Annotated in this window: 17 protein-coding genes; 3 read left to right on the top strand and 14 right to left on the bottom strand. The window is 53.4% G+C overall.

Going from position 1 to position 14737, the window contains the following annotated elements; genetic code table 11:
* The first annotated feature begins 66 nt into the window (after positions 1–66).
* Positions 67–1731, top strand: a complete 1665-nt coding sequence (gene tsr, locus L462_RS01490; RefSeq protein ID WP_025205618.1) for a methyl-accepting chemotaxis protein — start codon at positions 67–69, stop codon at positions 1729–1731.
* 68 nt (positions 1732–1799) lie between these two features.
* Here the strand turns inward: tsr and L462_RS01485 are convergent, their stop codons facing one another.
* The 13 genes from L462_RS01485 to L462_RS01425 all read right to left on the bottom strand — a co-directional run bounded on the left by L462_RS01485 (position 1800) and on the right by L462_RS01425 (position 12137).
* Positions 1800–2306, bottom strand: coding sequence for a GNAT family N-acetyltransferase (locus tag L462_RS01485; RefSeq protein WP_032679573.1), 507 nt, complete (start codon positions 2304–2306; stop codon positions 1800–1802).
* Between the two features lie 29 nt (positions 2307–2335).
* Positions 2336–2809 carry a hypothetical protein gene (locus L462_RS01480; RefSeq protein ID WP_020885303.1) on the bottom strand — a complete coding sequence of 158 codons (474 nt, stop codon included), beginning with the start codon at positions 2807–2809 and terminating at the stop codon, positions 2336–2338.
* Between the two features lies 1 nt (position 2810).
* Positions 2811–3551, bottom strand: coding sequence for a winged helix-turn-helix domain-containing protein (locus tag L462_RS01475; RefSeq protein WP_032679574.1), 741 nt, complete (start codon positions 3549–3551; stop codon positions 2811–2813).
* 258 nt (positions 3552–3809) lie between these two features.
* Entirely contained in the window at positions 3810–4361 is a 552-nt protein-coding gene (locus L462_RS01470; RefSeq protein WP_025205614.1) for a helix-turn-helix transcriptional regulator, read from the bottom strand.
* 262 nt (positions 4362–4623) lie between these two features.
* Positions 4624–6915 (bottom strand): phosphatidylglycerol--membrane-oligosaccharide glycerophosphotransferase, encoded by a 2292-nt coding sequence (opgB, locus tag L462_RS01465; protein WP_032679575.1) that lies wholly within the window; start codon positions 6913–6915, stop codon positions 4624–4626.
* A 269-nt stretch (positions 6916–7184) separates the two neighbouring features.
* Positions 7185–7667, bottom strand: a complete 483-nt coding sequence (locus L462_RS01460; RefSeq protein WP_020885299.1) for a YjjA family protein — start codon at positions 7665–7667, stop codon at positions 7185–7187.
* Positions 7668–7752: 85 nt separating this feature from the next.
* The gene (gene dnaC, locus L462_RS01455) at positions 7753–8490 is read right to left on the bottom strand and encodes a DNA replication protein DnaC (RefSeq protein ID WP_014168503.1); all 738 of its coding nucleotides are present in this window, start codon (positions 8488–8490) and stop codon (positions 7753–7755) included.
* Positions 8487–9032, bottom strand: coding sequence for a primosomal protein DnaT (gene dnaT, locus L462_RS01450; RefSeq protein ID WP_032679576.1), 546 nt, complete (start codon positions 9030–9032; stop codon positions 8487–8489). Before dnaT ends, dnaC begins: the two co-directional genes overlap by 4 nt.
* Positions 9033–9180: 148 nt before the next feature.
* Positions 9181–9609, bottom strand: a complete 429-nt coding sequence (locus tag L462_RS01445; protein WP_032679577.1) for an organic hydroperoxide resistance protein — start codon at positions 9607–9609, stop codon at positions 9181–9183.
* Between the two features lie 84 nt (positions 9610–9693).
* Positions 9694–10146 (bottom strand): MarR family winged helix-turn-helix transcriptional regulator, encoded by a 453-nt coding sequence (locus tag L462_RS01440; RefSeq protein WP_014168505.1) that lies wholly within the window; start codon positions 10144–10146, stop codon positions 9694–9696.
* Between the two features lie 41 nt (positions 10147–10187).
* Positions 10188–10829, bottom strand: a complete 642-nt coding sequence (locus L462_RS01435; protein WP_020885296.1) for a TetR/AcrR family transcriptional regulator — start codon at positions 10827–10829, stop codon at positions 10188–10190.
* Between the two features lie 67 nt (positions 10830–10896).
* Positions 10897–11370, bottom strand: a complete 474-nt coding sequence (locus L462_RS01430) for a threonine/serine exporter (RefSeq protein ID WP_020885295.1) — start codon at positions 11368–11370, stop codon at positions 10897–10899.
* Entirely contained in the window at positions 11361–12137 is a 777-nt protein-coding gene (locus L462_RS01425) for a threonine/serine exporter family protein (protein WP_014168508.1), read from the bottom strand. The genes L462_RS01430 and L462_RS01425 overlap by 10 nt, the downstream gene beginning before the upstream one ends.
* A gap of 411 nt (positions 12138–12548) precedes the next feature.
* Between L462_RS01425 and L462_RS01420 the strand changes: the two genes are divergently transcribed.
* Both L462_RS01420 and bglJ read left to right on the top strand, forming a co-directional pair.
* Positions 12549–13286, top strand: coding sequence for a helix-turn-helix transcriptional regulator (locus tag L462_RS01420; protein ID WP_014168509.1), 738 nt, complete (start codon positions 12549–12551; stop codon positions 13284–13286).
* Positions 13283–13918: a DNA-binding transcriptional activator BglJ gene (gene bglJ, locus L462_RS01415; RefSeq protein WP_032670772.1), complete on the top strand. Its 636-nt coding sequence runs from the start codon at positions 13283–13285 to the stop codon at positions 13916–13918. The genes L462_RS01420 and bglJ overlap by 4 nt, the downstream gene beginning before the upstream one ends.
* Positions 13919–13956: 38 nt before the next feature.
* On the opposite strand, the gene L462_RS01410 is transcribed toward bglJ, so the two are convergent.
* Positions 13957–14415 carry a YbaK/EbsC family protein gene (locus L462_RS01410; protein WP_032679578.1) on the bottom strand — a complete coding sequence of 153 codons (459 nt, stop codon included), beginning with the start codon at positions 14413–14415 and terminating at the stop codon, positions 13957–13959.
* Between the last annotated feature and the right edge of the window lie 322 nt (positions 14416–14737).

The following is a 14737-nucleotide window of genomic DNA, read 5'->3' on the forward strand; positions in this document are numbered from 1 at the left end:
GATTTTCGTAAAGTTTTCCCTTTCCAGGCCGAAAATCCTGTTATCTGTCTGATGGAAAGCGAAAACATGTTAAACCGTATCAAGATTGTCACCAGCTTAATGCTGGTATTAGCGATATTTGGCCTTTTACAACTCACATCCGGTGGTCTTTTCTTCAATGCCCTCAAGCATGACAAAGAGAATTTCACCGTCCTGCAAACCATTCGCCAGCAACAGTCCACGCTGAACGCCAGCTGGGTTGCCCTGCTGCAAACCCGTAATACCCTGAACCGTGCGGGTATCCGCTACATGATGGATCAGAGCAATATCGGCAGCGGCGCGACCGTGAACGATCTGATGCAAATTGCGGCGGCTTCTCTGAAACAGGCAGAAAAAAACTGGGCTGAATACGAAGCCCTGCCACGCGATCCGCGTCAAAACGACGCCGACGCGACGGAGATCAAACGTAACTACGATATCTACCACGGTGCACTGGCGGAGCTGATCCAGCTGCTGGGCGCGGGCAAAATCAACGCCTTCTTCGATCAACCTACCCAGAGCTATCAGGATGGTTTTGAGAAGCAGTACGTGAACTATCTGCAGCAGAACGACAAGCTGTATCAGATGGCGGTGGAAAACAGCAATAGCTCCTACAGCCAGGCAATCTGGGTGCTGATTAGCGTACTGATTGCGGTGCTGGTGGTGATCGTGGCCGTGTGGCTGGGTATCAAGCAGGCGCTGATTTCGCCACTTACCCGTCTTATCGACAACATTCGTCATATCGCCAGCGGCGATCTGGTGAAGCGCATCGAGGTGCAGGGCGCTAACGAGATGGGTGAACTGGCCGACTCGCTGCGTCATATGCAGGGCGAGCTGGTCCGTACCGTTGGCGATGTGCGTAACGGTGCTAATGCCATCTACAGCGGCGCGAGCGAAATCGCGATGGGTAACAACGATCTCTCTTCCCGTACGGAACAGCAGGCCGCATCCCTGGAAGAGACCGCTGCCAGCATGGAGCAGCTGACGGCGACCGTTAAGCAGAACGCCGAGAACGCCCGTCAGGCGAGCAACCTGGCGCTGAGCGCGTCTGAAACCGCGCAGAAGGGCGGTAAAGTGGTGGATAACGTGGTGCAAACCATGCGTGACATCGCGGGCAGTTCGCAGAAAATTGCCGACATTATCAGCGTGATCGACGGCATCGCGTTCCAGACCAACATCCTGGCACTGAACGCCGCGGTAGAAGCGGCACGTGCGGGCGAGCAGGGCCGCGGATTTGCCGTTGTTGCGGGTGAAGTCCGTAACCTGGCACAGCGCAGCGCCCAGGCAGCACGTGAGATCAAGAGCCTGATTGAAGACTCTGTTGGCCGCGTGGAAGTCGGGTCTACCCTGGTAGAAAGCGCCGGCGAAACCATGGGTGAAATCGTTAATGCGGTAACCCGCGTGACGGACATCATGGGTGAAATCGCCTCTGCGTCTGATGAGCAGAGCCGCGGTATCGATCAGGTGGGTCTGGCGGTGGCTGAGATGGATCGCGTGACCCAGCAGAACGCCTCGCTGGTGGAAGAGTCTGCCGCGGCGGCAGCGGCACTGGAAGAGCAGGCGAGCCGTCTGACTCAGGCCGTGGCCGTGTTCCGCATTCAGCAGGAGCAGATGAAAGCCCGCGAGCAGGCCTCAGCGAAAACCGCTGCGGCCCCTGTGATGGCGCGTAAAGCCGCGACCACCGATGCGGGCGAAAACTGGGAAACGTTTTAATCCTGCCACAGTGCCGGGGGGCGGCTACGCCTGACCCGGCCTGTGATGGGGCGTTTTGCAGGCCGATATCACAGAGGCAGGCGCATGGCACAGCGGGAGTCATACGCGAAACCGTGCGCCGCTTCTTCCTCTCTTTTCTGACGCAGTTCAGGCGTTAGCATCGTCACCGTTTCAAACCCGAGTCGCGCATAAAACGGCGCATTCCACGGCACCTCGCAAAAGGTGGTCAGCGTCAGCGATGTCAGCCCCAGCGTGCGGGCATGGTCTGCGGCGCAGGCGATAAGTCGCCGACCTATTCCTCTTCCCTGCCACTCCCGATGAACCGAGAGTTCGACAATAAACAGCGATGACGGATGGGCTTCTGCAAGGATAAACCCGACGGGCAGGTCGTTTGCCAGCGCCAGCCAGCTTAACCCGCGTTTCGCGTAATCAAGATGATGTTCCGCGCAAATGACGTCGCCGTCTGCAAGCCAGGCCAGTTCGGGGACGTCCCGAAAATGCTCGCCTGCCGCGCGCTCGATGGCGGGCAGGGCAGCAACATCTTTGGGCGTCGTCGGTCGAAAGAGAATGTTCATGGCGGAAAGTATACCCCGACCAGCCGCGCCTATTCTGAACAAATCAGGACCGGCGCATAGAAATTGCTGATCACCAGCGCGTCTTCCGGCGTGCGTTCAATCTTCAGAAGTCTTTTGTTCCCCGGCGTCAGGCCGGCGACGTACTTTTCAAAGACCCCCGGTGGCAGGGTGTCATGGCTAAAGCGCGCCACGCTTTGTATGAATATTTCATAGAGTGAACCCTCAACGTGCCGCCACGTGAACATCTCCTGGCGGGAAACATCCCAGTGATGTGGCTCGTTAACCACGTCGCCGTTAAGCGTAAGGTACCCTGTGTTGTCGGGCTGAAAGCGCAGCGTAACCTCCCCTTCAAAGGAGAAATCATGATCGTCATGTCGGGCTGAAAATGTCAGGTTTCCTGCACAGGTTCCGGACAGCGGAGGCGTGTAGACGTACCACGCCAGCGTCACACCAATCAGCAACAGATTGAGCGCCAGAATAAGCCACACTTTTTTTTGTTTCATATCACCACTCGTAAAAGTAAAGCGTTCGGCAGGCGCTGGCTTTACCGTCCGTGAGAGAACACTGGGAAAGGACCAGCCGCCCTTCGTGGCCATAGAAAAGTGTTCTCTGGATGTGCATATAGAAAATAGAGTTTTTCAGGCAGGGCAGATTACCTTCGCGCTGAAGCGTCTGCGCCAGCGCCATAGCCTTAGTGTGAAACACATCTGCCAGCGGGGCGAAGGTGTAGACCGGACAGGTGCCAATGTGGGTGAGCAGATGAGTGTCACTGTACTGGTGCGCCTGTTTCGTCAAACAGGCGCCGATGCACAGCGCCACGACCATCAGCGTGAGTACACCGCAGAATAGCCATTCTGGCTGAATGCGTCGTGAGGCCGGGACCGACTCCACGACGGGAAAATCGTCCTCCAGGGGCGTTACCGCGATATCAGCACTGAGCATAAAGCCCGTTTTCGGCACGGTGACGATAAACAGGGTGTCGGGCAGCAGGCTCGACAGCATTTTGCGCACAATACTGATGTATTGATTTAACGAATTGTTGGACCCCTGGAGCCCACGTTGATCCCAGACATCACTCAGAAAGGTGTCACGTTCGACGACGTTGCCGTGATGCTGAACCAGCAGCTTCATGATGGCGTTGGCGGTACAGGTGAGGATTTGTCTGTCCAGATCGGGTGCATTGATAAGAGAAACAGAACCGTCTTCGTCGTTATAGACGATGGCGTCAGCAAGCAGGTATTTCATAAGTTATTGTAATACAGAAAAAATAACAAAAAAGAAGATAAGGCTGTGCCTTGTCGGACATAACACGCTGGCTATTTTAACGCCATTGTTACCGATAACATTGATCCAGACAAGATTTAAAGCAATTTACTCGTGCAGTCGGATTACCACGTCATCCCAACGTGGCGGGAAGGGCATAGCGAGACAGCAGCGCCAGCATCAACAGCCAGAGAATGAGACAGGGAAGATGACGCCGCATGATCTTATTTCCCGACGTGATTAGCCGTGCAGTGACAAACACGATGCCGGGTAGTCGAGCAGGAAGAGTTTGCGATGGAATTCCGCCAGGTTCTGGCAGTGAAATTTGTTCATCGCGTTACGCTTGTGGGTGTAGATCGTTTTCGGGGATTTATTCAGGATCTGCGCGATGCGAACCGGGCTGAAGCCGTTGCGGAACAGCATGCAAACCCGAAGCTCCTGGCAGGTGAGCGTGGCGTTTTTTACGCTTGCGAACGGCGTGTTCTGAAAACAGCGGCTGAGTTGCGCGAGTGACAGGTTTCCCGCCACCACGTGGACACGCTCACCCCCCAGAATGATTTTAATATCGTTGACGCGGGACGCATCGGTGAATACCAGCCACCCTTTTTTGACGCGGATATTCAACATCAGTTGCCGCAGGGGCAGGATCCCCTCAGGGCTCACGTCGTTAATCCAGAAAATTTCAGGGCAGGGGTCCACACTCTGCGAGATGAACGTCTTCAGGCCCAGCCACAAGAAGGCATTGCCGCTTAAAACGATGACCTTATAGTCGGCATTCAGTGTCTGCGGCATCAGGGTTTTTTCCCCTGATAGCGCTGGTCGTACTCCGCTGCGCTGTGCCAGGGTGGATTCGAACGTATGGCCGGTTAGCATGATAAAAAGTGGGTAACTCTCTCAGGGTGTAAGGAGTTACACATTCTGGGATATGATTTCTTTTCTGGTGAATTTATAAATAAAAATGAGAGATATATGGTATCTCTGTCTTATTTTTAATGGTTTTATAGGATTATATATTTACATAAAGCGCCCGGCAGAACGCCGGGCGCAGAAGGGATCAGCTCTCTTTACTGACAATTTTAATCTCTACCATCCCGATGCCGAGCTCGCGCGGTGAATGGCCAAGAATATTTCCCTCATTCGTCGGCTGCGGGTCCGGCGGAACAATCACCAGCGTATTGCTGCGGGAAGGATTATCAAAATGCAGCGTGGTGGTGGTGACGTCATTTCCCAGCGTCAGCGTTTGCTCTTTATCGCCCACGCGAACCGGGATGGGACGGTTCGCGTTTGGACCATAGGCCCGGGCGGTGATCACCAGGTCGAATTTTTCCGGCAGAGGATGTGCGTACTCAATCTTCACTTCACTGCCCAGCTGCGCATTAGACCAGCGCCCCCAGGATTCCGGACGCGAGATGCCGCTGAACTGTTTGACCTCTTCCGGTGCCCCGGCCACGTTGAAGATAAAGCTGTCTGCTTTATAGCGAATATCGTTATCCACGATTTTCAGCATGTCGACATTTCGCTGATAGCGCGCGGTATCGATGACCGTATCGTTGAATGCGGTTTTGCCTTTCCACTGCGCTTTATCGACATGCTGCACGGTTTGCTCCCCGCCAAGCTGTCCCTGAGAAACGCACCAGTCGGTTGAGAGAGCCAGTGGCTGGGACCAGAGCTGGCCCATTTTGTAGCACCTGTCGACCCAGACAAAATTATCGCGAGGGGCGAAGTCGGCCAGCTGGAAACGCAGCGGCGCAGAGTATTCGCTTTCCGGCAGCGGTTCTACGCGCGTATCCGACACGCGCAGCAGCAGCGGCAGACGGAAATGGCTGCCGGAGAAGGCGATGGTGTTTTTATCCTGATCGATGGTGAAGTCTTTCATCTCTTTCGGGAAGTTCCACAGGCGGATGATGTCCGGCTTCCACGCGAGGATTTTCTCCTTCATGTTGAGGAACACTTCCGACAGTGACTGCCCCGAGAGCGTACTGCGGCCAAGGCCAATAAAGTTATCCCCGCCCAGAATATCCAGCACGGTTGCGCCGTTATCCATGGAGTTGCGTTTGGTGGCGATCACGTCCTGTTGCGGCTGGTCGCCGCGCAGAATGAAGAACAGATTGCTGCGATCCTGTTTGCTGAGCTGATCCCAGGCGCTGTTTTTCATCGCCAGATGGTCAGATGAGACGACGATGACCGTGTTTTTAAAATACGGCGAGGCTTTGATTTTCTCGACCAGGGCGGCGATATGCTCCTGACTGCAGGTTACCGCGCTGAACGACGTGTTGTTTTTGCCGTCAATCTCATAGCGTTTGCGCTTACAGGTGCGCGAGACAAACCCGTCCGGATGGTGGGTATCTACCGTCAGGGCAAAGAGGGAGAAACGCTTGCCGGCGCGGGACAGTTCCTCGAACTTTTTCCAGGTTTCGTCCAGTACCGTGTCGTCGTAAAAGCCCCAGTCGTTGCGGTAATGCGGGTCGGCAACGGTCGTTTTTAACTCTTCTGAGCCATACAGATGGTCAAAACCGTGGGATTTCAGGAACACATCTTTTCCGGCAAAGCGCAGGTTGGCCCCCTGCACGAAGTAGTTTTCGTAGCCGGAGTTTTTCAGGATATCGCCGAGGCAAACGTTCTGCGGGAAGAAGCTCGACATTGAGGCCGAGGCATTACCCTCAAAGGGGGCGAAGAGCGGGATACCGCACTGCGAGGCAACCATTCCGGCGATGGTGTAATCCGTACCGGGCAGCTGCGCGGTATGGCTGAAATCAAGGCTTTCGTTTTTCACCGCGCCCAGCTCCGGCGTCAGGTTCGGGAAAGCATTGTTATCAAACCAGGTGCGTTCCAGACTCTCGCCGTAGATATATACCAGGTTAAGCTTCGGGTTGGCTATTTTTTTGGACGGCTCTTTATACCAGGCCATGAAATCCGGGTCGCCGTCGCGCGACTGTGACTTTACCAGCTCGGTTATCTGATGAAATGCCGGGCTGGCATCCACGGACGCCAGCGCCAGACAGAGTGCCAGCAGGCTGTAGCCGCCATGATGCGGAAGATGTCGACGGCGGCGCAGCACCCAGGCCAGGGCACCAAAAATAATCACCAGCGCCGCAATCAGCCCAAGCCCGGGAAGGATGTATTTACCCACGCCCGCGCCCGTCAGGCTATTCGTCAGCGTGTAGAGCACCGCATCGTTAATGCCGTCACCGGTAAAGTAATCGCTGGCGTATAAGGTAATGTTTAAAATAATAAAAATGCCGAGCACCACCAGCGTGGCGATAAACCACCAGGTGTTACGGCCCGCTTTGCAGGCGTAAACGCCGACAGAGGCCAGAAAAAGGACAAGGGACATTAACTCTGACAACAGTCTATCCTCATGACGCCAGGCGCTTAGCTGGCTAACTGATTATTTTTTGGGTTATACAATGTAATTGCGTTGTCGTGTAGCTGCAATTTTAGTGTCACGAAAGTGTGCTGTTGTTAGGATTTGGTTTAGAAAATCGTTTTTTTGAAGGGGGTCGCATCCTGACATATGGACGCTCAGACGGTGGCAGACAGGAAAAAGACGGCTTTAACGCCGCGTTAAAAGAGTAACGTCTTAAACGCGGCGTGTAATGGCAATACAGGCGGGGATCAGGAGATGAAATTAACGCCTTGTTTCAGCACCAGATCGCAGGCTTTGGTTTTCACCTGTTTCGCCAGCGAGGAGTTGCCGATGGTGCTCAGGTTGAGCTGTTGACCGTTTTGCGCATTCAGCAGGCCCTGAATACCATCCATATAGTTGGTGTCCTGTTTCTGCTCCTGTGTATCCAGACCGAGTTTGCCCAGCACCTGATTTTTCACGTTTTGCGCGTCGGTCACGGAGGCCAGTTTTTGCTTCGCGCAATATTCCAGAATCCCCGCGGCGTTGTTCATTGTGCCTGCGCTCAGGCTCTGGGTGCTGTTACCCAGCAGGCCGGTAAGGGAAGAGGCTGACAGTCCGCCCTGGGTGCTGCTGCTCTCTTTGGTCAGTTCGCTCGCTGCGCTGGACAGCGAATCCTGCCAGGATGCGGCCTGTGCCGCGCCGGTAACCAGCAGGGCGCCTAATACGGTGCTGAAAAGAAACTGTTTTTTCATAATGGCTTACTCAAAAAAGGTCCGTTTTGGGGCGAAAGTGGAGTCAGTATATACCTCCGGGCCACCGGTCTTTCCTGGAAATATCTTAATACTCTTTACCCGTGACACGGCTGCGGTAACTTTCCCAGTCGAAGATGACATACAGACTGTTCCCGAGCTTCATGCGATCCATGACGCGTTCGCCCAGCAAGCGGGTCATTTCGTCGATGTTATGGTTAGTCAGCATGCCGGTGGGGCGTTTGGAGGAAGAGCGGCGATCGACAATCTGGTTAATGATCACTTTTTCATAGCGGGATTCGGTCTGGACGCCAATCTCATCAATAACCAGTAAATCGACATTACTCAGGTCGTTAAGCAGTTGCTCTTCGCTGGTTTCGCGGTTGCTGAAGGTGTCTTTCATGGCGGACATGATATCGGCCACGGTGATGATCAGCACCGATTTCCCGCGCAGCAGCAGCTCGTTACAGATAGCGGCCGCCAGGTGGTTTTTCCCCGTGCCAGGCTTGCCGCTAAAGATGAAGCTGGCGATATTGCCGTCGAATTCATCCACGTACTGACGCGCGGCAGCGAGTGCATTCATCTGCCCGTTGGTCTCAATTTTATAGTTATCAAACGAGCAGTTCTGGTGCAGGGGGCGAATACCGGAACGGTTAAAGGTGCGCTGCATTTTCATCGCCCGGTTTTCGCGGGCCAGCGCGGCGGCGCGGATCTTACCCTGTTCTTTTTGCCACGCCAGGAGTTCTTCACCCGTCGTGAAGGCGGGCTTCACGTTGGCTGGCATCATCTTTTGCAGACGTTTCATCAGGTCGCCGACGTTCTTCATTTCGCACCTCGGAATCCATTAGGGATCTGTTTATCCGGTTCGGAAAACGCGTTGATATCACGTTTTGGCTGGCCGTTATTGCTGGCGCGATTAATTTGCAGATGACGCGCGAGCTTCTGTTGCCACTGAATATGGGTGAATACTTTGCCTTCCGCCTGCCACCAGGCGGTAAACGCGGCCAGCTCTTCGGGGGTAGCCGGTTGCGTTAACGCTATGCCCCACAATGCCGCCTGCCGTTGAAAATCCGCATCAGGTTGCCAGCCCGCATACAGGGCAAATTTTCCCATGGGAACGGCCATGGGGACGTTAACCGGCTCGTCAAAGAACTGGTTATCGAGGGTTACGTCGCTTGCCGGGCGGGACAACTGCGCTTCAATCTCCAGAAGCTGTGCCAGACGTTCCGGTGTGATGGCATAAAACGCCGGAGCGTTGTCAGCAAATACCGCAACCGTGCCGCCTTCGGCGTGGGTCAGCACACCGTGGGGATCGCGCATAAAGGCATCAATACCAGCAATGCTGGTGGTCAGAATTCTGGAGGACATAACGCTTACTCTACTGATAACTACGGGCGTGATATGGGCTTATGGTAGCACAGAGAGCGGGAAGGGAAGGAGGGGTTTTCCCCGGCGGCGCGATGCCTGCCGGGGCGACAACGGCTGGCCTGATAAGCGTAACGCTATCAGGCAGTTATCAGGCGATAATGTTCAGCGTTACGTCGATGTTACCGCGGGTCGCGTTAGAGTACGGACACACAATGTGTGCTGCATCGACCAGTTTTTTGGCTTCTGCAGGATCCATACCTTCAACGTGGATGTTCAGTTTTGCTTCGATACCAAAACCGGTTGGCAGCGGCCCAATCCCCACTTCGCCTTCAATAAAGGCCTCTTTCGGCAGGGTAAATTTGTCGCGAGCGGCTACAAACTTCATGGCACCCAGGAAGCAGGCAGAGTAGCCGGCAGCAAACAGCTGTTCAGGGTTGGTGGCGTCACCGCCCATGCCGCCCATCTCTTTTGGCACGCCGAGTTTAACGTCCAGTACGCCGTCGGAAGAGGTCGCACGGCCATCACGGCCTCCGGTTGCTTTTGCTTTGGCAGTGTAGACAACTTTTTCTAAAGACATGGCAGATTCCTCATCTTACATTAATGTGCGCTATTAAATAGCGTGCGATATATATGGGTAAATAAATACGCGTAAAGTATAGCCTTACGCGCGTTGGATCTGTTGTCGCAAACGTTCCAGCTGCTGCTTAAGTGACAGCATGGTCTCAGTATCACACTGGGCGGCGCATCCCACTGCATGGGGGATCCCGGAAGCCTGCTGCTGGAGATGACGTCCCGCATCGCTCAGGGTGACGGCGACCTGACGCTCGTCTTTACGTGAGCGGTGGCGGTTTATCAGTCCCGCGCTTTCCAGACGCTTCAACAGCGGCGTCAGCGTGGCAGAGTCAAGGAACAACCGTTCACCGATGTCCGACACCGTAATATCATCCTGCTCCCACAGCACCAGCATCACCAGGTATTGCGGGTAAGTCAGGTTCAGCGGTGCCAGCAGTTGCCGGTACAGCTTGTTCAGCGCCAGATTTGCTGAATAGAGAGCAAAGCAGAGCTGGTTATCCAGCAGGAGCGCAGCGGTCGTGTCGTTCGTTTTCGCGTTCATGAGATGAATATAGATAGTGTACGATTTAATTGCAAGCTATTTTATGGGCAGGTATAACGGAGCGCCACTTGAACGGCCATTTTACGGTAGTGCTGGCGCTGTGCCTGTTCGTCCGCACCCTCTTCAAACAGCAGGGTGAAGGTGTAGCTGTTGGCAACGTAGTGGAAGCTGAAACTGCTGATCAAACGATGCAGATCGCGGGCTTCAACCGTCTGATTGAACAACTGCTTTTCTTTCCCGCGACGGAGGATCGCTTCCAGCAGATCAAGTGCGCTGCGGTTGACCTGGCGGAGGTAGCTGGACTGCTGCATAAAACGGCCACGCTGCATGTTTTCCATGCAGATAATGCGGATGTAATCCGGGTGGTCGGCATGGTAGTCAAAGGTGGCTTCAACCAGATGAACCAGCGCTTCGACAGGGGGCATTCCCGCCAGGCTGAGCGCCTGTTCACTGGCGCGGATCTGGGTGTAAACATACTCCAGTACGAGAAGATACAGGTTCTCTTTGTTTTTGAAGTGGTAAACAACCATGCGTTTGGTGGTGCCGGCTTTCTCCGCAATTTGTTCCATGCGGGCACCGTTCAACCCGTATTCGGCAAACAGCGTGATAGCGCTCTGAAAGATTTTCTCTTTCAGGCTGGATTCTTCATTGTGCTCGGGGAGTTCGCTGCCTGGGTTAGCCACATCCTTTCCTTATCGTCACCAAACGGATTGGAGTGATTATCCTCACGGCAGCGTAATAACACAAATCTCAAACCCGTGGACGTTTGCGGTACAGCCACAGTCCGGGGATCGACAGTCCGATAGAGAGCGCACCGACAATGGACGAAGCCTTAAGAAAGTTGCTCAGAAGGAGGATCATTTGCGGTTCGGTGTAGCCGAAATGGCTGATTTTTACCGCGGAAATCATGGCCGTATAGGCAGATATGCCGGGGAACATCGGGATAACGGCAGCGACGGTGAACACCTTGGGATGCGCCAGATACCAGCGCGACCACTGAATTCCGATGCTACCGACCAGCATTGAGGCCATAAATGTTGACCATTCAATGTTGAATCCCGCCGTCATCATCACCATTCGCGAGCCATGACCAATAGCACCCAACAGCGCGCACCACGGTAACGCGCGTTGCGGAACGTTAAAGACCATCGCAAAACCGACGGCAGGGATCGCGGCCAGCAGCATATCCTGCGCCAGCGCCAGCAGAAAATCGATCACGCCCATCCGCGTAACCCCCAGAGTGTCATGGCCATTACCACACCAATGCAGGTTGCAAGCGTCAGCAGGCTGGCAATCGCCCAGCGTGCCAGACCGGTATTGATGTGCCCCTTAAACATATCGGCTACGGCGTTAATCAACGGGAAGCCGGGCACCAGCAGAAGCACGCTGGCCGCCATGGCAATCGTCGGCGTGTTGGCAAACTGCGGCAGACGAAGCAGCAGGCCAGAAACCGTGGTGGCGACAAAAGCGGTAATGCAGAAATTAATTTGCGGGTGGAGTTGGCGGTGCGTCAGGAGCTGGCGCACGTACATGGCGATGCTGCTGGCGAAAAAGGTGATGACCGCGCCGTCCCAGCCGCCTTTGTTGAGCTTACAAAAACAGGCGCAGGACAGCCCGACCATTAACACCACCAGCCAGCGGGGATAACGTAAGGGCTTAATCTGGTTGAACCGTTTTTCAATGTCGTGCAGGTCGAGAAGCTTATGCTCAGCAAGAATGACAATATGCTGGACCTCGGTTACAACGTGCATATTGATGCCGCGGTCGTGGTTTTTGCGGGTGGAGGTCAGGCACTGACCGTCTTTTATGGTGGTCAACACGATAGCATTGGATGAAATGGCGCTCTCAACGCTATCCATACCCAGCGCCAGCCCCAACCGGGTGGAAAGTTCCTCGACCAGCGCGCTTTCCGCCCCGTGCTGGAGCAGAAAAAGACCGCACTGAATACAGAGCCGCGTGATGGCACGCTGCGTTGATCGATCTGCCTGCATGTCATGTCCTGAAGAGAAGGTGAATAGCTTGCCTGTTGGCCCGTCATGCTTACTTTTAGCACAAACTGCAGTGCCTCTAGCTGTGGGTCAGATCAAGCTTTATGCAAACAGTTGCGGGCTGTCTGGCGGCGGGATGCGGTTTTGGATCATAAATATGATGAATTATTAATTGGGAAATATAAGATATTTATATTTAGTTTTACTAAGTTTATATTTTAATTATTTTAAGGCCTTTATAATTAAATTTATCTGTGCTTTGTGAGATATTACCGCTGTTTTAGGCATTTCTTAAATGAAGCACACATCTCATCTTCTGCTTGTATTAATCAGTTTTACACTCAGGGACGAATACACTTATACCTTGATGCGTTTTAACGTTACTCATCATATGAAAATGGACACGGAGGGTCTATGTCGTCATTGAATGGTAAACATGGCGTCGTCATTAGCAGGATACCCGTAATGCAAAACGGGTTGGGGGGCGTGATGACACGCCATTTTGCCGATTTTGATTTAACGTTTTGCCGTTCGCTGCAGGAATTAACTCTGCTGCAGTTACGGCGTGCAGACGTCATTATCGCTGATATTTCAGGTGAATACAGGAATCCCCGGGGCACGCTCGAAGAATATTACGGTTTATTAAATCAATATCGGGATATTCACTGGATTTTTTTAGTCTCCCGGCCGCTTTACCCTATTGCCGTTGAGCTGCTGATGCGTCCGGAAAGCACGTTGCTTTCTGATATGGAGCCGATAGAAGGCGTAATTAACGCCATCCGTGCAGGCAGTGAACGGGCAGAGCGGATAAGCCAGACGTTATTAACGCCCGAGCCTGCCTGTAACGATGATGAAGACGACCGCGTCATTGCGCTCACCCACTCTGAACGCAAGGTATTGCGTCTGTTAGGCAAGGGCTGGGGGATTAACCAAATTGCCACTTTGCTCAAGAAGAGCAATAAAACGATCAGTGCACAGAAAAACAGTGCGATGCGACGGTTGTCATTACGGAGTAATGCCGATCTGTACGCCTGGATCAACAGTACTCAGGGATTGAGAGAGCTGAGTTTAATGTCAGCCTATGGAGAGTTCGAGGAATGGATAAAACCGGTTCAACAAGACATATTGCCGTCATCGAAAATTGCGCGATGAGTGCCGTCGGGCTGGAGCACCTGTTTGCGCTGCCCACGCTCAGCCATTATCAACTGCACATGTTCAGTGAGTTTGACTGCTTTAAGAAGGCGCTTCCTCATGTCTCTTTTTTCTCGCTGATCTATTCACTTTCTGATGCGCGAGAAGAGCGTCGAAACTGCCTGGCATCCCTGCGGGATCTCGCATTTACGCATAATCATATTCAGCGCATCATCCTGGCGGCAGATGAAATGGAAGCGCGGTTAATCAGCCATCTTTCCCCTTCACGCCTTCACGGTGTCGTCAGTAAATCGGTGTCGCTCGACCGCCTGCAGGAGGAACTGCTGGTGTTGCTGAGTGAAACGCTGCACATCAATGACAATATGCTCAACCACTGGTACAAGAGTCAAAACAGGATGTTAAGCCCAACGGAGCGGGCGATTTTGCGGTATATGTCCTGCGGGTTTTCTATTCCTGAAATCGCCGCGCAGCTTGAGCGCAATATTAAGACCATCCGGGCGCACAAGTTTAATGCGATGGTGAAGCTTGGGGTCAATTCTGACGTGGGACTGCTTGATGCGGCAGATATTCTGACTCATCTTCCGGCCCGGGATCCTCGAACATCAGTATTAAGCCAGCCGACATTTTTATAAGCTGATATCTGTGCGCCAGACAGGCTCTGGCGCCTCATTCAGATGCAAACATCTACCCATTTTGCGGACGTCAGTTCTGCCATTCTGTCTGGTGAAATACGCACGGCACTGTGAATTGCACCCGCGGCCGGCAGCACTTCAGCATACTGTTTCAGTGAAATATCGCAATAAACCGCGAGCGGATTTTCCAGCCCAAACGGGCACACGCCGCCAACAGGATGACCCGTGATGGTGACCACTTCATCACAACTGAGCATGCGTGCTTTTGCGCCAAACGTGTCTTTCAGTTTTTTATTATCCAGACGCGCATCACCTTTCGCGACCACCAGAATGATGTCATTTTTAACCTTCAACGACAGCGTCTTGGCGATTTGTCCCGGCTCAACACGATGGGCGGCAGCAGCCAACGCAACGGTTGCGGTACTCTGGCTAAGTTCAATAACCTCTATATCCGGAGCGTTGTCGGCAAAAAACTGCTGTACAGACTGCAAACTCATTGTTTCCTCCTGACAAATATCCCGCGTAATCTGTCATAAGAATTTATGCTCTGTAAATATCTCTTCAGTAACAAATATCCCACACGGCCGATTTCTGGATCGCCTTCACATTCACGGAAACCGGTTACAGTAACCGGTTGCAGACCGTGAGTGAGAGATTAATACTGACTGTGTAACGTCCCCTGTATCCAATAATAAGAGCTAAATATGAAACCATTCCGTCTGAGCAGTACCGCTGGTAAACGCGCCGGCAAGGTTGTGAAGGTGATGTATGGACCAACGTATGGCGTGAATGCGCCCGTCATAAACGTCTGAAAGGAGA

It is taken from the genome of Enterobacter sp. BIDMC 26 (assembly GCF_000534435.1).
Taxonomy (GTDB): Bacteria; Pseudomonadota; Gammaproteobacteria; order Enterobacterales; family Enterobacteriaceae; genus Enterobacter; species Enterobacter ludwigii.